Origin of the sequence: Periweissella beninensis, assembly GCF_016908275.1 — a bacterium.
In the GTDB taxonomy this organism is placed as follows: Bacteria; Bacillota; Bacilli; order Lactobacillales; family Lactobacillaceae; genus Periweissella; species Periweissella beninensis.
This window is the reverse complement of sequence record NZ_JAFBDN010000004.1, coordinates 67,089-84,477: the sequence shown is the minus strand read 5'-3', so window position 1 is coordinate 84,477 and position 17,389 is coordinate 67,089. Positions and strand designations below refer to the sequence as shown.

Annotated in this window: 13 protein-coding genes, 2 pseudogenes and 1 riboswitch; of the genes and pseudogenes, 10 read left to right on the top strand and 5 right to left on the bottom strand. The window is 34.2% G+C overall.

Annotation, left to right across the window (positions count from 1 at the left end; all coding sequences use genetic code 11):
• Window positions 1-32: 32 nt before the first annotated feature.
• The 9 genes from JOC59_RS02660 to JOC59_RS02625 all read left to right on the top strand — a co-directional run bounded on the left by JOC59_RS02660 (window position 33) and on the right by JOC59_RS02625 (window position 7,853).
• Complete coding sequence (locus tag JOC59_RS02660) at window positions 33-1,223, top strand: DUF3114 domain-containing protein (protein WP_205143253.1); 1,191 nt, start codon at window positions 33-35, stop codon at window positions 1,221-1,223.
• A 71-nt stretch (window positions 1,224-1,294) separates the two neighbouring features.
• A riboswitch (TPP riboswitch) is annotated at window positions 1,295-1,401 on the top strand.
• A gap of 68 nt (window positions 1,402-1,469) precedes the next feature.
• Complete coding sequence (locus JOC59_RS02655; RefSeq protein WP_205143252.1) at window positions 1,470-2,177, top strand: thiaminase II/PqqC family protein; 708 nt, start codon at window positions 1,470-1,472, stop codon at window positions 2,175-2,177.
• The gene (gene thiM / locus JOC59_RS02650) at window positions 2,170-2,970 is read left to right on the top strand and encodes a hydroxyethylthiazole kinase (protein ID WP_205143251.1); all 801 of its coding nucleotides are present in this window, start codon (window positions 2,170-2,172) and stop codon (window positions 2,968-2,970) included. The genes JOC59_RS02655 and thiM overlap by 8 nt, the downstream gene beginning before the upstream one ends.
• The gene (gene thiD, locus JOC59_RS02645) at window positions 2,963-3,781 is read left to right on the top strand and encodes a bifunctional hydroxymethylpyrimidine kinase/phosphomethylpyrimidine kinase (RefSeq protein WP_205143250.1); all 819 of its coding nucleotides are present in this window, start codon (window positions 2,963-2,965) and stop codon (window positions 3,779-3,781) included. Before thiM ends, thiD begins: the two co-directional genes overlap by 8 nt.
• A complete protein-coding gene (gene thiE / locus JOC59_RS02640) occupies window positions 3,782-4,444 on the top strand; it encodes a thiamine phosphate synthase (RefSeq protein WP_205143249.1) in 663 nt (220 codons plus the stop codon).
• A 138-nt stretch (window positions 4,445-4,582) separates the two neighbouring features.
• On the top strand, window positions 4,583-4,918 hold the full coding sequence (locus JOC59_RS09315; RefSeq protein ID WP_239516998.1) for a Gfo/Idh/MocA family oxidoreductase: 336 nt from the start codon (window positions 4,583-4,585) through the stop codon (window positions 4,916-4,918).
• Window positions 4,919-4,957: 39 nt separating this feature from the next.
• Window positions 4,958-5,554, top strand: a complete 597-nt coding sequence (locus tag JOC59_RS09310) for a Gfo/Idh/MocA family protein (RefSeq protein ID WP_239516997.1) — start codon at window positions 4,958-4,960, stop codon at window positions 5,552-5,554.
• Window positions 5,555-5,777: 223 nt separating this feature from the next.
• Window positions 5,778-6,320, top strand: a complete 543-nt coding sequence (locus tag JOC59_RS02630) for a GNAT family N-acetyltransferase (RefSeq protein WP_205143248.1) — start codon at window positions 5,778-5,780, stop codon at window positions 6,318-6,320.
• A gap of 75 nt (window positions 6,321-6,395) precedes the next feature.
• Complete coding sequence (locus JOC59_RS02625) at window positions 6,396-7,853, top strand: glycosyltransferase family protein (protein WP_205143247.1); 1,458 nt, start codon at window positions 6,396-6,398, stop codon at window positions 7,851-7,853.
• An 825-nt stretch (window positions 7,854-8,678) separates the two neighbouring features.
• Here JOC59_RS02625 and JOC59_RS02620 read toward each other — a convergent pair.
• From JOC59_RS02620 to JOC59_RS02605, 4 genes and pseudogenes are all read right to left on the bottom strand, one after another.
• Window positions 8,679-9,284 (bottom strand): ECF transporter S component, encoded by a 606-nt coding sequence (locus JOC59_RS02620; RefSeq protein WP_205143246.1) that lies wholly within the window; start codon window positions 9,282-9,284, stop codon window positions 8,679-8,681.
• 45 nt (window positions 9,285-9,329) lie between these two features.
• Window positions 9,330-10,574 (bottom strand): bifunctional phosphopantothenoylcysteine decarboxylase/phosphopantothenate--cysteine ligase CoaBC, encoded by a 1,245-nt coding sequence (gene coaBC, locus JOC59_RS02615; RefSeq protein WP_205143245.1) that lies wholly within the window; start codon window positions 10,572-10,574, stop codon window positions 9,330-9,332.
• 140 nt (window positions 10,575-10,714) lie between these two features.
• Complete coding sequence (locus JOC59_RS02610) at window positions 10,715-11,353, bottom strand: DUF998 domain-containing protein (RefSeq protein ID WP_205143244.1); 639 nt, start codon at window positions 11,351-11,353, stop codon at window positions 10,715-10,717.
• 145 nt (window positions 11,354-11,498) lie between these two features.
• A pseudogene (locus JOC59_RS02605) lies at window positions 11,499-12,302 on the bottom strand (MFS transporter); the annotation flags it as partial.
• On the opposite strand from JOC59_RS02605, the pseudogene JOC59_RS09305 reads away from it, so the two are divergent.
• Window positions 12,303-12,911: pseudogene (locus JOC59_RS09305) on the top strand (LysR substrate-binding domain-containing protein).
• A 118-nt stretch (window positions 12,912-13,029) separates the two neighbouring features.
• Here the strand turns inward: JOC59_RS09305 and JOC59_RS02590 are convergent.
• Complete coding sequence (locus tag JOC59_RS02590) at window positions 13,030-17,256, bottom strand: glycosyltransferase (RefSeq protein ID WP_205143240.1); 4,227 nt, start codon at window positions 17,254-17,256, stop codon at window positions 13,030-13,032.
• Window positions 17,257-17,389 lie beyond the last annotated feature (133 nt).

Below are 17,389 nucleotides of genomic sequence, written 5' to 3'. Positions count from 1 at the left end.
AACTTAAATTTTAAATAATGTGAGGGGTGTGCATGAACGTGAATAGCGAACAAGGCACGTCCCTTTTTGTAGTAAGCAATTTAAAAATTTTAAGCATTAAAAGGGTGGGATTTGATATGATTAAACAACAACTTGACTTATCACAAGATGATTGGGATAAACGGGCCATTAAGTGTTATTTAAAAGCGACAAAAAAGGCCCCCTCAGAAACTTTAACGGTTGGTAGTGAGCTGTATACTAGCATGCTAAAAGCAGTTCGGCGGTCACCACTTGAAAAATTAGAGCTTGTCTTAAACCATTTAGGCGCCACGATTGATAATAACGGTTTTTTACAATTAGTTGGGCACTACCGATTAACTAATAACTTACCACCACATGCTGTTTTTTTAAAGTTGTGGCGTCATTATGTGCAACGCGTTTTTAAAAAAGCTCCGTTAAATGCTAATTATCCACCAAGGCTTAAATTATTAGCCCAAAAAGTTCATTTATTTCGTAGCTATTTAGATCGGCAAATAACACACTATGTATTACAAAACTTTACCGGTAAAACTGATTTTGCTAAACTATTAGCCTACGCACGACTTAATCGCTTAAGATTAGATTATACAACGATTGCAAATTACCATAATCGCTATCCTAAGTGGCGTGGCTTTACATATCCGCAAAATTTTAAAGTACAAATCACGAAACATAGTCGAATGAGTGAATTCATCATTAACTTAGAAACTGGTAATTTTGTAAGTGAATGGCAAAATTATCGGCAAGATATAGCCAATTTACGGCAAGTTGATAGTAATCCTGCTAACTATCCAATTGAACTAGCACAACCAATTGCTAATACTAGTTCATTCAATTATGGGCGCTCTAAGGGTACAAATCCGCTTAATTGGTTATTACCTGAAAATACTCATTTTAGATTAGACATTAGCCATCCTGATGATCCTAAAGTTAGAAAAAAGATTACAAATCATAAAAATAATTTTGCGTGGGTGGCGCCCAAAAATTATTATTTTAAAGATAAGGCGCATGTTTTACGGGGCGAATATGCAGATATTGTTAAAATTGGACCGCGTGATTTTTTTGCTTGGCAACAAATTCCAGCTACCGATAAAATGCAAGTTTATCAAACGTTTGTGCAATATTGTCAGCGACGCTTACCACTACCAAATCCAGGCTTTGCTTATTTTTTAAAACATGCTTATCATAAAAATAATTATGCCTAATTATAAAAAATAAAAAATAAGGTGTGGACTTATTAGTTAGGGCTATGTTAAACTGACAACAATCAATAATATTTATGCACTAGGGGTGTGACAGTTATCGTCACTGAGATTAGCATTGCGCTAGGACCCTTGAACCTGTTGAGTTAATACTCGCGTAGGGAAGTAGCTATTACCTTAAAAATAATGCTTTTTTTAAGATGCTTATCCATACGTGGGTAGGCATCTTTTTTTAGGAGAAATTAAATTATGATATTTTCAGAAGTTTTAAAAAGCCATGCTGAACCACTTGTTAAGGAAATTATTCAGCATCCATTTTTAACAGATATTACTACTAACACATTAGCACCAGCCGCAATTATTGCGTATGTACAGCAAGATGAATTTTATCTTAGCCAGTATGCATTAGCATTAAAAGCTGCTGCAGATTTGGCACCAAGTCCAACAATTGCTCACGTGCTTATGCCGTTACTTTTTGAACCAAATAGTGAAAGTATTGCGCATACTTGGTTATTAAAAAGTATTGATATTAGCCAAGTTGAGCAACTCCCAACAACAGTTCCCAACCCCACTACACAAGCATATATTGATTTTTTATTTGCCAATAAAAGTAAAGATTTTTTCAGTTTAATTACGGCTTTACTACCATGTGCTTGGGTTTATCCTGAGTTTGCAAAGCAGCTCGTACCGCAAGAAGTTACTGATAATCCATTAATTAATTGGTTGCAATTATATGATAATCAATTTCCCGATCTTTTAAAAATGGACTTAGCTACCGTTTTATTTACCATCTTAGATCAAGAAACATTTACACAAAGTAAGCAACAACAGCTTTTAGCAATTTTTTTGCAAGGATGTATCTATGAATGGCACTTTTTTGACGCAACGTATTTTCAAAAAACACGTTTATTAGCTAATACTAGTACAATTACAATGGAGGAATTAATGAATGCTTGATTTTACTATATTAAACGATATTCGCCAACAAAATCCAGTCGTAGTAACGTTTGCTAATTTTGTAACACCACAAATTGTTGCTAATGCTATCAATGTTATTGGTGGTTCGCCGATTATGACACTTGAACCAGCTGAAGCTGATGATTTAATTAGTCTCGCAACTGCCTTAACTTTAAATTTAGGAACATCCCAAGGAGCTGAAAGTGATTTTATAGAATTAAAAGCACTGGGTACGGCTGCTCACAAATATAAAATTCCAGTTATATTAGATCCTGTGGCCGTTAACGTGCCATTCAGAAGTCAGTATGTAAAAAAGTTATTGACAAATATTGAAATTGATATTATTCGTGGTAATGCTAGTGAAATTGCTTTCTTTGCTGAAATAAATGCTAAATCAAGAGGTATTGATGCGGTTGAAGAACTAGATAGCGTCAGCGTTGCCATCCAAGCAGCTAAAAAAACTGGTAAAATCATTGCTCTAACTGGAAGGATTGATGTCATAACTGACGGACGTACTACGTATGTTATTCATAATAATACGCAACTTTTAGCAACCAATGTGGGGTCAGGAGATATGCTTTCTTCACTAATAGGTACTTTTTTATTACCTGGCGTCCCTCGGTTACAAGCAGTTGCCACTGCTGTATTAGCGATGGGTGTTGCTGGTGAATTAGCTGCACAAAAAACACCTAATCAACCAGGTTCATTTAGTAATGTTTTACTCGATGAACTATATCAGCTAACACCAACTAAACTAACAGAATATGGAAAGTGGGATTTAGTTAATGCCTAAACAAAATATCACCCAATTTCCACAAATTTTAACAATTGCCGGGATTGATAGCAGTGGAGGTGCGGGTATTAATGCAGATATTGTAACTGCTTTTGCGCATCAAGTTTATGCTGCCACCGTGGTAATTGCCATCACTGCACAAAACACGTATGGCGTACAGGCAACTGATTTATTACCACCAACAATTATTGAGCAACAGTTTGCTAGTATCAATGATGATTTAGCGATTCGTGCAGTAAAAACTGGCATGCTTGGTGACAAATTACATGTTGAAATGGTAGCCACAGCGTTAGAAAAATATGATTTTGGTCCCATCATTGTAGATCCAGTTATGATAGCTAAAGGGGGGGCCCGTTTGTTAACTGCTGATGCAATTATGACCATCAAAACTAGATTATTACCATTAGCAACATTAGTAACACCAAATTTACTTGAAGCGGAAGCCTTGGTTAATTTTAAAATCAATAATGAACAAACGTTAATTGCGGCAGCTAAAGAAATTCAACAGCTGGGTGCTCAAAACGTACTCATCAAAGGCGGTCATGGACAAGGGCATCACGTAAAAGATTTATTACTACTAGCAAATGGTCAGTACCATATTTTAGCAAATAATAAACTTGCGACACAACGCACGCATGGGACTGGTGACACGTACGCGGCGGCTATTGTTAGTAATCTTGCGACGGGTATGGGGTTAGTGGATGCCGTTTTTGCCGCCAAAGAATATTTAATGAATACTATTAAAAAAACAATTATTGTTGGTCATGGTCATGGCCCTTTAAATCATTGGGCGCAAGCTGAGGGGGAATGAATGCTAAAATTTGAAACTAACATGTTGCAATGTTACTTAGTCGTGGGTCGCCAAGATCTTAAGCCAGGTACTGATATTCTTGAATTTGTAGCTACAGCTTTAGCGAGTGGTGTGACAGCCGTTCAATATCGTGAAAAGGGTCTAATGGCCCCAAATGACACTACAAAACAAGCCATTGCGCTTGGCTTACGAAGAGTAACTAAACAGTATAATGTCCCACTAATTATCGATGATGATTGGCAACTAGCTTTGCAATGCCAGGCTGACGGTATTCATATTGGTCAAAGTGATGTAAAGGTTACCGAATTAGTAAATATTTTAACCCAGCGATCGCTACGGCCTCCTTTTATTGGGCTATCGGTTAGTACCCCTGAGCAAATGCCGAATGCTACAATTGCTAGTCACTTAAGTTATATTGGCAGTGGCCCTATTTTTGCAACCAACTCTAAGCAAGATGCTGATCCAGTAATTGGCATTGCAGGGTTACGGAAAATAATTGCTATTACCAATTTGCCAATTGTAGCTATTGGCGGTATTGATTATAATAATATCCAATACCTAAAAAACCTACCAATTAGCGGTGTAGCAATTATTTCAGCGTTAACAAAAGCGCCAATAAATAAATTACCCACTATTGTGCAACAACTTAAATTTAATTTTTAGATCATCAATGGATATCTTATTTTAACTTTTTGTAGTATACATGTATTTATGGGTTTATCGATCAACCGCGTCTCGTGTAAGCATTTACATGTTATCAGCAGTATAATAATGATATTAACAATTGAAGGGAGCATCACAATGAGTTTAAAATGGGGAATTATTGGTACTGGAACAATTGCTAACCAAATGGGTGCAACCTTATTAAGCCGTGATGGTGGTATTGATGCGGTTACGGCTAGAAATACTGCTAAACTAGCCACATTTGCCAATACTTATCATGTCGAAAAACAATATGCAAGCCTAGCAGATTTATTAGATGATGATGCCGTCGATGCGGTTTATGTGGCCACACCACATAATTTACATTATGAAATGATTAAGCAAGCTTTACTTAAAGGTAAGCATGTTTTGGCTGAAAAAGCGATTACAGTTAATGGGACCCAGCTCAATGAATTACAAACATTAGCTAAATAAAATAATCTATTACTACTAGAAGCAATGACGGTCTTACACATGCCATTGATCAAAAAATTAAAATCACTTATTGATGAAGGGCAACTAGGTCAAATTAAGCTGATTAATGTCACGTTTGGTAGCTATAAGCCATATGACGTTAATAATCGTTTCTTTAATCCAGCTTTAGCGGGCGGCGCATTATTAGATATTGGTGGCTACGCTTTGACTGGGGCACGCTATTTTATGAGTGAGTCACCAACCGCGGTTCAAACATTTGTCGATTTTTTTGAAACGGGCGTCGATGAACAATCAACGACTATTTTACAAAACACCCAAGGCGAACTAGCCACCATCAATTTATCAATGCAAGCTAAACAACCTAAAGCATTGACAGTTTCGGGGACAAAAGGCTATTTTCGTATTATGGAATTTCCACGCGCACAAGAAGCACTATGGTTTCAAACGGCAACTAAGACAACTAATGTAATAAAGGTAGGTACGACAGCAGATGCCCTTAAATATGAAATAGATGACTTTGAAGCAGCGTTACAGCAGCCTAACTTGGCTACACAATACAATTTAATTACCGATGATGTTTTTAAACTGTTTGATGTATTAAGAACAAAATGGGGCTTAAAATATAGTTTTGAATAAGTAAACAGCATTTAAAAATGTAGGTGTAATAATGATGTTTGCTACTAACATATAAAAACGGACTAAATTTTTATAAATTTACTCCGTTTTTATTTTTTGGTTACGATTAAATTGTATGGACCAAAAATGAAAATAAGTTAAATTGTAATATAGCTGTTATTTACAATTGATTATTTGGGTTATAGTATAGGGGTTAACTAGTCTGATCAAATGAGGAAAAGAAATGAAAACAATTAAAATTAAAGTGACACCAGAATTAGTTTTACGTTCGACCGTGACCACTGATGCAGTTGATCTTTTTAGGTTAATTGATGATAATCGTGATCAATTAAAGCAATGGATGCCATGGGAACCATTAACTAAAACTATTAAAGATGAATTAGCTTTTATTCAAGTATCTCAAATGAAAGTGCGTAAAAATCAATTAGTTCTTTTGACAATTGAGTATATGGGCCATGTTGCAGGTATGATTGATATCCATTCTATCAACCCAAGCTTAGCACAAGGTGAAATTGGCTACTGGTTAGGAAAAGATTTTCAGCATCAGCATCTTATGCAACAAGTCGTTAATGCTTTGAGCATCTATGCCTTTACCAATCTTAAAATGCATCGTTTAAATTTATATACGGATGTTGAAAATCAGGCAAGTCATCATGTTGCGCTTAATGCTGGTTTTAAAGAAGAAGGGCGGCTTGTTGAGTATTTGAAAGATGCTAGCGGTCAATTTCATGATGCTTTGATACATGGTCGAGTTAACCATAACTAATTTAATATTTAATTAATATCAACAGCGTAAGTTGCTCTTGTAGGTTGCTTTTAAGCAAAACAGGGGTAGTTTTAGATGAAATTAGAAAAAAGAAAGCTTGGAAAATTAACTAGACAGCCCAACTTAGTGATGCTGTTAGTAGCTATCATTGTTAATCTAACAATCATTATTAATAATCCTAAGTTGATTAATAGCTATGATACACCATTTCATATTAATCGGATTATTGGTGCCTGGCAAGGTTGGCAAAATGGTCAAATTATTCCATACATTAATACAACTGCGCTAAATAATTTAGGCTTAGGTAGTAATTTTTTTTACGGGACATGGCAAGCCTTTTTATTGGCGCTAGTCTATGGCATAACGCATTCCATCATTGCGGTTTTTATCTTGTTTAATATTAGCGTCTTATTAATCGCTGGGATTAGCATGCGTAAATTACTTTTAAAATTTGTAAATAATTTTTATAGTACCTTGGGTGCTGTTTTCTATATTAGTTCACTATTCGTGCTTCACAATTTATTACTAACAGGTGATCAAGGGGCACTATTAGGAATTATGTTTTTGCCAATCATTATCTTCAATCTTTGGCAAATTGTAATTGAACATCGTAAAAGCATTGTTGTTTTAAGCATTGGCGCATCATTATTATTAGCGGGTCATCTATTAAGCACCTTTTTAGTTGCATTAACAATTGGTATTTTAATAATTAGTTTACCCAAACTTTTTTTACAACGATTTGTTTTAAAACAGTTATTTAAAGTATTAGGACTAACTTTGTTTTTAAGTTGCTACTATTGGATTCCATTATTATATTTAAAACACATTAACTTATATAATGTTTTTAACAAACAAGTCTATACGATGGATCGAACAGCAACCTTTTTAAATAATTCTAATAATTGGCAACCATACAGTAGCTTGATTTTATATATTAATATAGGGTTGTTGATGCTACTGACCGTTACGGTTATTAAAATCTTTTGGGTTAATAATAAAACGTTAAAAACATCTTTTGGAAATGTTTCACCTAAAAAACTTTTGTGCTATCCGGTTAGTTTAACTATATTGTTTTATAGCCTAAGCTATGCCCCCATCAATTGGTCATATATGCCTAGCTGCTTTTATAGTTTACAGTTTAAATGGCGGTTTATGTTGATTGGCTACTTCTTTATGACAATTGCCATGGTAATAAGTTTGTCCTTTTGGCAATCTACAATTAAACGAGCTACCATACAGCGTAGCCTGTTGCTTAGTCTCAGTACCTTGTATGCTTTAATGGTTCAGGGGCAAATGTACCAGTATTCCTATAGCATTCGCCATGCGGTTAAAATAACTAGCCGTTTAACAACTGGTTATAAGGTATATAATCCTCATACTAAAAACGATGCGTGGTATTTTGAATATGCAACGACTGGTGTTTATCAAAATCAAAAACTAATTACTACTAAAACAAATGATTGGTTAAATGGTCAATATATCCGGACTAATCACAATCAGGTAACCATTAATCAACGGCGTAAAACAACATAAACAATAACATTTAAAAAGATTTATTACCCAGGGTACCGCTTAAGACCAGATAATGGGAAATACGTGCAAGCACATTATAATCAAACCAGTCTCGTAACATTTCAGTTACCTAAAGGATATCGTGGCCGTGTACAATTAGTTTATCAGACTCCTTTATGGATTTGTGGTCTGTGGCTCTTTAGTTGGTCCGGTTATCTTTGGCTAAGTATTCATAAGTTTAAACAGGACAGAATTTTGAAAAAGCCGCTAAGTATTAAATAGCGGTTTTTCTTATAAATAAATAGCAAAATTAGACCAGTTTAATAGATGTTTTAAGCTTCAATAATTGTTATTTATTTCACAAAGGCGTTTTTAAGAGCTTTTTAAGCTGCCTAAGTTAGTTTAGCGTATTTTTTAATAAAAATGCGTAAAAAACTATAAAATAGGTTTTTGTCATATACAATTATATATTGCAAAAATTGATGAAAATACGTTTCAGTTAACTTAAAATAATCAGTCAAATTGGTCAATTTACCGTAAGTTGTTTATTCAGTTGCTTATTATGGCGTTAATTACTAAGCAAACACACTCAAATACTTATCACGGAATAATTAAGCAGCAAGGCACGTATCAGGTAAGAAAAATTAATGCAGAACCTTACTAAATTTAGATAAAATAAGTTAAGTGATCAATTTAAAGTTAGGACTAGAAAAAGTAAGAAAGTTGTCTTTTGGGTTATTGATATAACTTTTAATAATATATATTATGTAAACTAGATAATATATATTATCTTTTTTCGCTCGCAAAAAACTAGCATACATTTTATATGTATAACTAGTTTTGTAATTAACTATTTTTAATATGTTTAAGTAATGGTTGCGTAATCAACGGTACGTAGATCATTCCAACCAACATTTCGGCAATCCCATTGAACCCGACCACGCTAATTAATAACCAATGAAAAAGATTACTATTTGGAATCCCATTGTACGTTGTATGCATGACATTAAAGCCTAGCCATGTTGTCATAACAACACTAGCGGTATTCACAAAAGCTGCTAGCAAACCGGCTAAACTTAGTTTGAAAAATAACTGATTTTGCGGTGAATTAATTAAATAGCGCTTAGCAAACCAACCAATTATGATGGCAATCATAATGCGTGCGCCAATGGCTGTAAATGGATTTTGAAATATTAATGCCCCAATTGATCCTGGATTACTCCATGCTCGGATAAATGAGATTATACCAAAGAAACCACCAATAATTATCCCCGATTTAGTTCCTAAAATAATGGTCGCAATAGCAATGGTAAATTGAATAATTGTTGCAAAAACACCAACAGCGACTGCACCTAATGGAATATATCCTAAAAATGGTATTTGTGTTTGTAATAAAATAATTGCCATAAACAGTGCGGTCAGCACCAATTTTTTTATTTTGGTAATGGCCATGCCAAAATCTCCTATTCAATAAATTTAGATTAATTATTTAGTGCGTTAATTTTTTTGTTTCGCAGTTTTTAGAGCAATCACAGTTAAAATTTGTTTTGCAATGCTTGCTTTATCTGCTTGTGCTAACTGAATATTGGCTGCATTAGGCTGTAAAAGTGTCACCGCATTTTGATTACTATCAAAGCCAATCGCGGTATTACTAACATCATTGGCAATAATCATATTTACCTTTTTGGCGGTTAATTTAGCTTGTGCATGTGCTAGTAAGTTATTAGTTTCAGCCGCAAATCCTACGACGAATTGTTGGTGCTTATGGTGTCCTAAATACGCTAAAATATCTTCAGTTTTAATCAAAGTTAGCATTAGTTCAGATTGATTGACCTTTTTTTTAATCTTTGTCACAGCACGCGTTTTCGGTTGATAGTCTGCAACGGCCGCTGCCATGATAATAATCTGATGCTTAGCAAACTCTACTTTGACTTTATGCGCCAGTTCACTGGTTGTTTCAACCGTATGAACAGTAATCCCAGTAGGTATTGGTAAAGTAACTGTTGTCGTCTTGATTAATGTTACTTCAGCTCCGAGCGCTTGTGCTTGTATTGCTAATGCACACCCCATTTTACCGGATGATTTATTACCGATATACCGCACAGGATCTAAATATTCCCGTGTTCCACCTGCTGTAATTAAAATTTTTTGGCCTTTTAAAATTTGTGTTGCTTGCTTCTTTTGGGGTTCGCTATCTTGTATTGCATGCCGCAACCACTGATAAACTTCATTTGGTTCTGGCATACGGCCTTTTGCCTGATAACCCTCGGCTAAGAGTCCGGTTGCTGGTTCCATAACAGCAATCCCTGCTTGCTTTAGTTGCGCCAAATTCTGTTGCGTTGCTATATTATGCCACATATTATCATTCATCGCGGGAACGATATATTTTGGCCGATTACTTGCTAATAAAGTCGTACTTACTAGATCATCCGCAATTCCATTGGCAATTTTCGCAATTATATTTGCGGTTGCCGGAATTACCACGATTACATCGGCCCATGCACCCCATTCAATATGGAAAATAGCTCCTGTAGGGTTTTGCTTTTCATCAATAAACATTTTCGTTAAGACTTGATTTTTGGTCAATGTCGCAAAAGTCAGTGATGTAACAAATTTAGTCGCACTTTCAGTCATCATGACACGGACTACGCAATGATTGGCTTGTAATAGTCGCACAAAACTAACAGCTTTAAACGCTGCGATACCACCACTAACTAAGACTAATACTTTTTTGTTAGACATTTTGCTCCTCCTTTAAATAATCCTATCTCATAGTTAGATTTCATTGGTATGCTAAATAAGTATACGGTATAAACTAATTTTTGAAAAGGCTTTACGCTACCACCGTGATAACTGTTAACCTATTCGTAGTTACTTTAGTATCAGTGATTCCTTGTAAGTACTAATTGGCTTAATGCCACAAGTACCAATGGTAAATATAAACTATTTAAGCCAACTATTTGCAAGATACTTGCTAACAATGGCCAAATATTTTCCAACAAAATGCAAGCGAAACAAGCTCCGGCTGCCACTATTTGTATTAAACCGATTAATCGGGCTAAATCCGTGTGCCCATAGTATAATTCTGCCAATAGTAATAAACAATTAGCACAGAAGAGAGCACTACAACCAATGATTGATCCAAAGGCATGTAAAAAGCTGTGTAGATTTGCAAAATAACTACCTGAATAATCAAAAATACCGGTAAAAAGACAATCGCCAATCCCATAAGTAATTATTAAGCTGGTAACTAATAAAGCTAATTTTTGACTAATTGGCTTTAAATAAAAATAATAAAATGGTGTTCCCAAGATAAATAGCAAGCCGTCGAGATCTTCCCAACTTTTAAAAGCGCGCCGCATTGGCATTCCAGGAGCCCCTAAATCACTTAACAAAGCAAGTTGTTTGTTTTGTTGAAAGGCACCCATAACAAATGGTAATACTATTTCACGACCAATCACTAGTAGCATAATGCCTAGACTGCCATATATGCTTATTGTTTTTATTTTAGTCTTTATCATCTTGACCATCCTAAACTTTAATACTGTTAATTTTAGATTAATTGAAAAAATTTGTCTATGCGCTTAATTAATTAAAGAAGAAGCAAGCAAAATTGTAGAATTTTGCTTGCTTCTTCTTGTTTTTCCTAAACTTAATGTTTATATTTTATATCTTTTGTGCCTGTCCTTTTTTAACTATCACAGATAAAATAATACCGATAATGGTAATGCCAACATTTAATAACACAATAACTCGTGATGCCCCTTTACCTAAAACATTTGTGATATAGGCTGCCCCTGATAAAACTGCATAGTTGGCGATACTTGAGGCAATCATAACCATTGAAGTTGCAAGTCCTTTGTTCAAGGGGAAAAAAATAATCGTTGTTGATGTCGCTAGTTGCAATAACCCACCTACTGCTACATAACCGATTACCACACTACCAATATAAAGCACGAATGGTGCTGTTATTACATAACACAGTAAAAGCATTACTACTGAAATGGCAGGATACAAAACAAGAATTGTTGTTTCCTTAAGGCCTAATTTTATTAATTGTGCCGTTGCTAAAACACCCAAAGCTGCCCCAAAGGCATCACATGATTGTAAAACGCTTGCATCTTTAATACCATATAGTTGACCTAGTTCTTGATTACAGTTCAGCCACAACATAAATGTTGTCGAAGTTGTAAAACCTGGTAAAATCGCCGCAACTGAACTTTTATTAAAGTTGAGATGTGGTTTTCCTTTTGTAGCCGCATTTGTTGTTGCTATCACTTCCGCTTGTTTTAACTGTGGGAATGGTAGAATTATCACTAAACCAGCATCAATTAACATAGCAATCCCACACACGATAAAAATCGTATGGTATGACATATGTGAACTAGCAATGAAACCAATTAAAAATGGTAATAAAAATTGTGCAGTTACAATTGACATTTTAGTAAATAAATTAGCAATTGAAGCTGAATTGGCTCTATTAGATATGTCACTGTTAATTGGTTGCCACAATTATTAAAAAAATTTGAAAACAACCAACTAACCTCTAGCAAGTTTTCAATTAGTACTGGTACTGGCTTAAGTCCTGATATTTTAAATAGTTTACTAGCAGAAGAGTTTGATGTAGCCTTTTGCTCTAAGTGTCGTGATGATAACTTATTCGAATTCACCCCAATAAGTCGGCAAAAAATGGTTTTAATCACCCCACTTAATCACCCGCTTGCCAATAAAACAGCTGTTAATCTAGCCGAAACACTTCCCTATCCTTAAATTACCTTTGCACTTAAAAGTGGGCTTAGCCACCAGCTTGCTGATTTGTTTAACTTATGTGGTGGTAAACCAAATAGTATTTGTGCGGTTGAAGAAGATGAAACAATCGCGGGTTTAGTGGCTAATGATTTTGGAATTGCAGTTGTGCCTATGATGGACATGTTATATAATCTACCAATTCGTATTATCCCAATCTCATTTCCAAAATGGGAACGGCTTATCTATATGGTGACTGTCAAAGGCCGTCTTGTTAACTCTGATACTACTAAATTAATAAATTTTATCAAAGGTATTAATATTTTGAATTAATTAGCGCTATAAAAAAGAGCTGAAAAAAGGTGGCTACCTTAAAGTGATATCACTTTAAGGTAGCCACCAATTACAGCTTTTTTTATTTTGTAATTATCATAATTAATTTAAAAAATAATTATCTTAAATACCGATAAAAATTTCTAATTGCTTGTTTATTATATTTTTCCGCATTAAATTGTTTATAGCGTTTAGTACTCTTAACTAACTTTATTAGCCCCTTAAAGATAGCAGCTACTGTGGTGCCATTAGTTAAACAGCCGTATTTTTCATGACGGCCAATAACATATTGATTAGTCGCAATATTAGTTGCTAATATTTTTTTACCAAGTGTCATTGCTTCTAATAATACCATTGGTTGTCCTTCCCATAATGACGGTAAAATAAAATAATCTGTTTTTCGAATAAATTCGAATGGTTTATCTAGATATCCGACTAAAAAAATATGCTTTTCCATATGCAAGTTTATAATTTTGTCTTGTAATATTCTTGCTAATGGTCCTTGGCCCAAACAGTACAAACGTGCAGTATAATCAATGTCAGTAACATATTTTGCAAATGCTTCAATTAAATTAAGATGATTCTTTTCTGGTGAAAGTCGGGCTGAAACAACAAAATTAGCAACATTTTCATCAAAATCAACAATTGTTTCTCCAAAAATATTTTCCATTACTTTAAATTTTTGGGTAACATCTACCGCCAACGCTTGCTCTAAATTTTTTAAATTCAGTGTATTAACTTGAGCCTTAATCTTACGTGGTTTAATATATGCTTTCAGTTTTTTAGCATTAATATCCCGAAGTGCGGGTGAAACAGATAATGCCAAATCAAATTTCTTCAATAACGTAAATAAAGTAGTTAAATTCTGATAGTGTGGTTTATAATCACCAATCTTACGCAGCGCATCTGCAGCTAAATCATTATGCATAAAAATAATATGCTTAGTCGCCTTAGCCGCTACTATGTTATGTGCCCAATAGAAACTATAGCCACTATAATCAATTGCTACATCAAAAACTTGGTTTCCCAATAATCGTCGCATATTCCTTTCATAACCTATTTGGGGATAAAAGGTGGGATCATTTACACCTAATTCATTATTGTAGGCATCTTCAAGCCGTTCATTAACTGTTAAAAGCGGTGCGCCAACCAAAAACATTTGGCGGACATTTTTTGGTACTTTTAATGTGTTTTCGAGTCCACCATCTGTGGCTAATGCGCCAATTTGGGTTACATCATATTGCGTAAAATCAAGATTACTCATTAAATTAATATAACTGGTCGTAATCCCGTTTTTGGCTAAGCTACCAGGATAAATTAAAATTCGTTTCTTAAAACGATGTTGTTGAATAATTTTAAGATTGTTCGTTTGACCCTTAAAAATGGCATCAACATATTTTTTAGTAGTCTGACCATCATCATATTTAACCATATCAGCAGCAATTTGTGCATATTGCTGCTGATATTTTAGGTTAATTATATCAATATTGTTAATATCATCAATGACATTTGCCAAGCGACGCTCAATTGGCCCCGGTAGGTTCTTTTCTTTTAAGTATAAACCACGTTGAGCTTGATAAGCATCTTTATCGGGGACAAAAAAGATAATTGGTTTCTTAGTTGCTAAATAATCAAAAAAGATACTTGAATAATCAGTGATTAAAATATCGACAAGACCTAAAAATTTATTAGGGTCAAAGCTATCAGGAATTAAAGAATGTACTAAACTAGGCTCATTTCTAATTAAATCATAAATAAAAGGATGCACTTTTAGCACGACATTATATGCTGGTAAACTAGTCTGTAACTGTTTGAAACTTTTAATTATACTAGCAATATCATCAGTCGGCGCATTGACTGCCTCTCCTTTCCAAGTTGGGGTCCAAGCAATTACTTTTTTATTATTATCAAGTTTGATTCCTAGCTTTGTAAGTTGCTGTTTAAGCTGGACTTGATTCGCGTTTAACGTAAAATCAATTCTAGGATACCCATTTTCAATAATTTTACCAGTAAAAAGACCAGCTAATTTATATCCATTTAATAAAATATTAGTAGTATGAGTATTGGGAGAAATTAAATAATCAGCCATCAAAAAATTACGGACCACATTTTTTGATTTACCAGGATCACCTGGCATATCAAATCCCATATGCTTAAGTGGTGTGCCATGCCAGGTGTTTACAATAATCTGTTGTGGCTGCTTGACAAAAAATGCTGGTAATGTTGCATTAGTGATTAAATAATTAGCAGTTGCCATTGCTTTAAAATATGCAGCGGTATTTCTAATAACGACTTTAACATTATCCTGTTGATATTCATCTAATTCATGAATTGTCGGATTGTCAGGATTATTAATCACCCAAATATGTTGATAATTAGCAAAAAAAGTATCTTTTTTAAGATAATCAAAAATCGCTAATGGTGAATCAACAATCGTTTGTCCATCTCGTGATTCATATAAAATTGTCTGTGGAATAACTTCAGTAGTTGTGATGAGTTCAGCATAATAACTAGCAATTCGACTATCAGGTGTCTTCGCAATCGGAATTGGTACGCCATTTTCAACTAACTTAGTATGAATTGCTTGCTTAACTTTTATAATTGCAAATGTTAGTTTCAACGACTTGTTAATATAAGGAGTCAACACCAAGACATTGTTTTCATCAGCCAATTTAATAACATGACTGTCATAACCAATTTTCGTGCTTAATTGCTTATCTAAATTGGCATGTAAGTCCAAATACCAATCGGTAATTTTGGCTTGTAGCTTTGGCGTTGCCGCGATTAGCGTCAAGCGTGGTAATTCCGCTAATTGCCGCCTATGATCACGATTATCAATAACCAACCCTAAATCTAATAATCCTTGTTGTTGCCATATTTGAGGCCAAATTTCTGTAATAAGGATAGTATTACTTATCTTAAAGGTTAACGCCTCTTCAGCAACATTTTCACTTGCCAGATAATATTGATCTTTATTATCACGATTAGTAATTACTAGATAAAAATCCTTATTTTGCGAAATCAATTGTGCTGTGTCGACTTTAATAAGTAAGCCATCATTAACACTGGTAACATCCGTAATTGTATACTTCTCAGCAATCATTTGTTGCGGCATGTTTTCTCTAACTACTAGTTCGTTATCAATTAACCATGCGGCTTGCGCTTGGCTTTGAATTGCTTGATCACTATTTCGCTGAACGATATGTAATTCTGCTTCTATTTTTGTGTTTAAAAAAGTTAAATCTAAATTAGGTGGTGCTAACAGATACACACTTTTAAACGCGTATTCCGTTAATAACGCTAGAATGGTTGTGATTGTTGAATATTTTTTCCAAAGATCTTCATTAATATCTATTACTACCATTCCAGTCTTAGGCTCCACATGCTTTAAATGAGCTAAGTTTAAGGCTCTTTGTTTGTCATTTCGCAATAATTGGCTAGTTTCAGATTGACTTAAGCTTAAGGACACTTTTAAATTAAAATAACTATTAACATAAGGATAAAAATGCATCAATTGATGATTTTCAAGTACCGTTGTTAACGCTTTAATTGGCAAAAATTTTGCATAGATATTATCCCGAATTTTTTCACCCGGTTTCCGATTTACTAAAATATTTTGTAATTCATTACGCGTCTGGCCACTAAAGCCTTGCAATTTGACCATGTCTTGGCGCGTTTGGAGTTCCGTAAAAGTCAATTTTAAATACGTATTTAATAAAATCGTTGCCGTCTTTAAATCAAATTCTTGATAAAAATCATGCAACTTTTCTTTACTAATCGTAATTTCAAAAATGACCGTATTATGAACCTGACTAATTATTTTAGCTGCTATTGCTATGCCATGATTATTAGTTTGGTCAATCATTTTGAGACTAAGCTTTGCAACTGTCAATAGTTGTATTGCCATACTACCGCGCCAAATCATGGCTATTGGCGTTGTTTCAATCTCAGTGATACTCGTATTACCAATATAGCCGCGGATACCAGGAACCGTATTAAGCATCATTGCTAAATTTCCATTAACCGTCCGGTGGAAAAACATGGTATTTGCTACCGTTTGATATTTAAACGGCCCAATTGGCGTAACGGTCCTAAATAAATTTGTATTTAACCGTTTAAATTGACCAGTGCTTTCTTGAAAATAAAAATCGACTTTTCCCTTAGTAGTATTAATAATATGATAATCATTCGTTAATTCGTTGATATTAACTAAATAGGCTCCCGCTACTAACGGTAATGGTCTATATTTATGATTAAAATAAACGAATAATCCCTGTACTTTAAAATCGACTAGTTTAAGTGTGAAACTATTATTATTAACTCTTTTATAAATTAATTCTGTCAAAATTTTATCCTTCTCATAGATAATATAAATAAATTCCCGAATATAAATTATACACCTAATCAATGATCAATATAACTTATATTAGGCATATTACTTTTTATTTAATATTTCCGGCCATATTATCAAAATATGG

Excerpts from the sequence above, each read along its gene's own strand:
- JOC59_RS02660 (WP_205143253.1), top strand. The coding sequence starts at position 33 with ATGAACGTGAATAGCGAACAAGGCACGTCCCTTTTTGTAGTAAGCAAT.
- JOC59_RS02655 (WP_205143252.1), top strand. The coding sequence starts at position 1,470 with ATGATATTTTCAGAAGTTTTAAAAAGCCATGCTGAACCACTTGTTAAG.
- thiM (WP_205143251.1), top strand. The coding sequence starts at position 2,170 with ATGCTTGATTTTACTATATTAAACGATATTCGCCAACAAAATCCAGTC.
- thiD (WP_205143250.1), top strand. The coding sequence starts at position 2,963 with ATGCCTAAACAAAATATCACCCAATTTCCACAAATTTTAACAATTGCC.
- thiE (WP_205143249.1), top strand. The coding sequence starts at position 3,782 with ATGCTAAAATTTGAAACTAACATGTTGCAATGTTACTTAGTCGTGGGT.
- JOC59_RS09315 (WP_239516998.1), top strand. The coding sequence starts at position 4,583 with ATGAGTTTAAAATGGGGAATTATTGGTACTGGAACAATTGCTAACCAA.
- JOC59_RS09310 (WP_239516997.1), top strand. The coding sequence starts at position 4,958 with ATGCCATTGATCAAAAAATTAAAATCACTTATTGATGAAGGGCAACTA.
- JOC59_RS02630 (WP_205143248.1), top strand. The coding sequence starts at position 5,778 with ATGAAAACAATTAAAATTAAAGTGACACCAGAATTAGTTTTACGTTCG.
- JOC59_RS02625 (WP_205143247.1), top strand. The coding sequence starts at position 6,396 with ATGAAATTAGAAAAAAGAAAGCTTGGAAAATTAACTAGACAGCCCAAC.
- JOC59_RS02620 (WP_205143246.1), bottom strand. The coding sequence starts at position 9,284 with ATGGCCATTACCAAAATAAAAAAATTGGTGCTGACCGCACTGTTTATG.
- coaBC (WP_205143245.1), bottom strand. The coding sequence starts at position 10,574 with ATGTCTAACAAAAAAGTATTAGTCTTAGTTAGTGGTGGTATCGCAGCG.
- JOC59_RS02610 (WP_205143244.1), bottom strand. The coding sequence starts at position 11,353 with ATGATAAAGACTAAAATAAAAACAATAAGCATATATGGCAGTCTAGGC.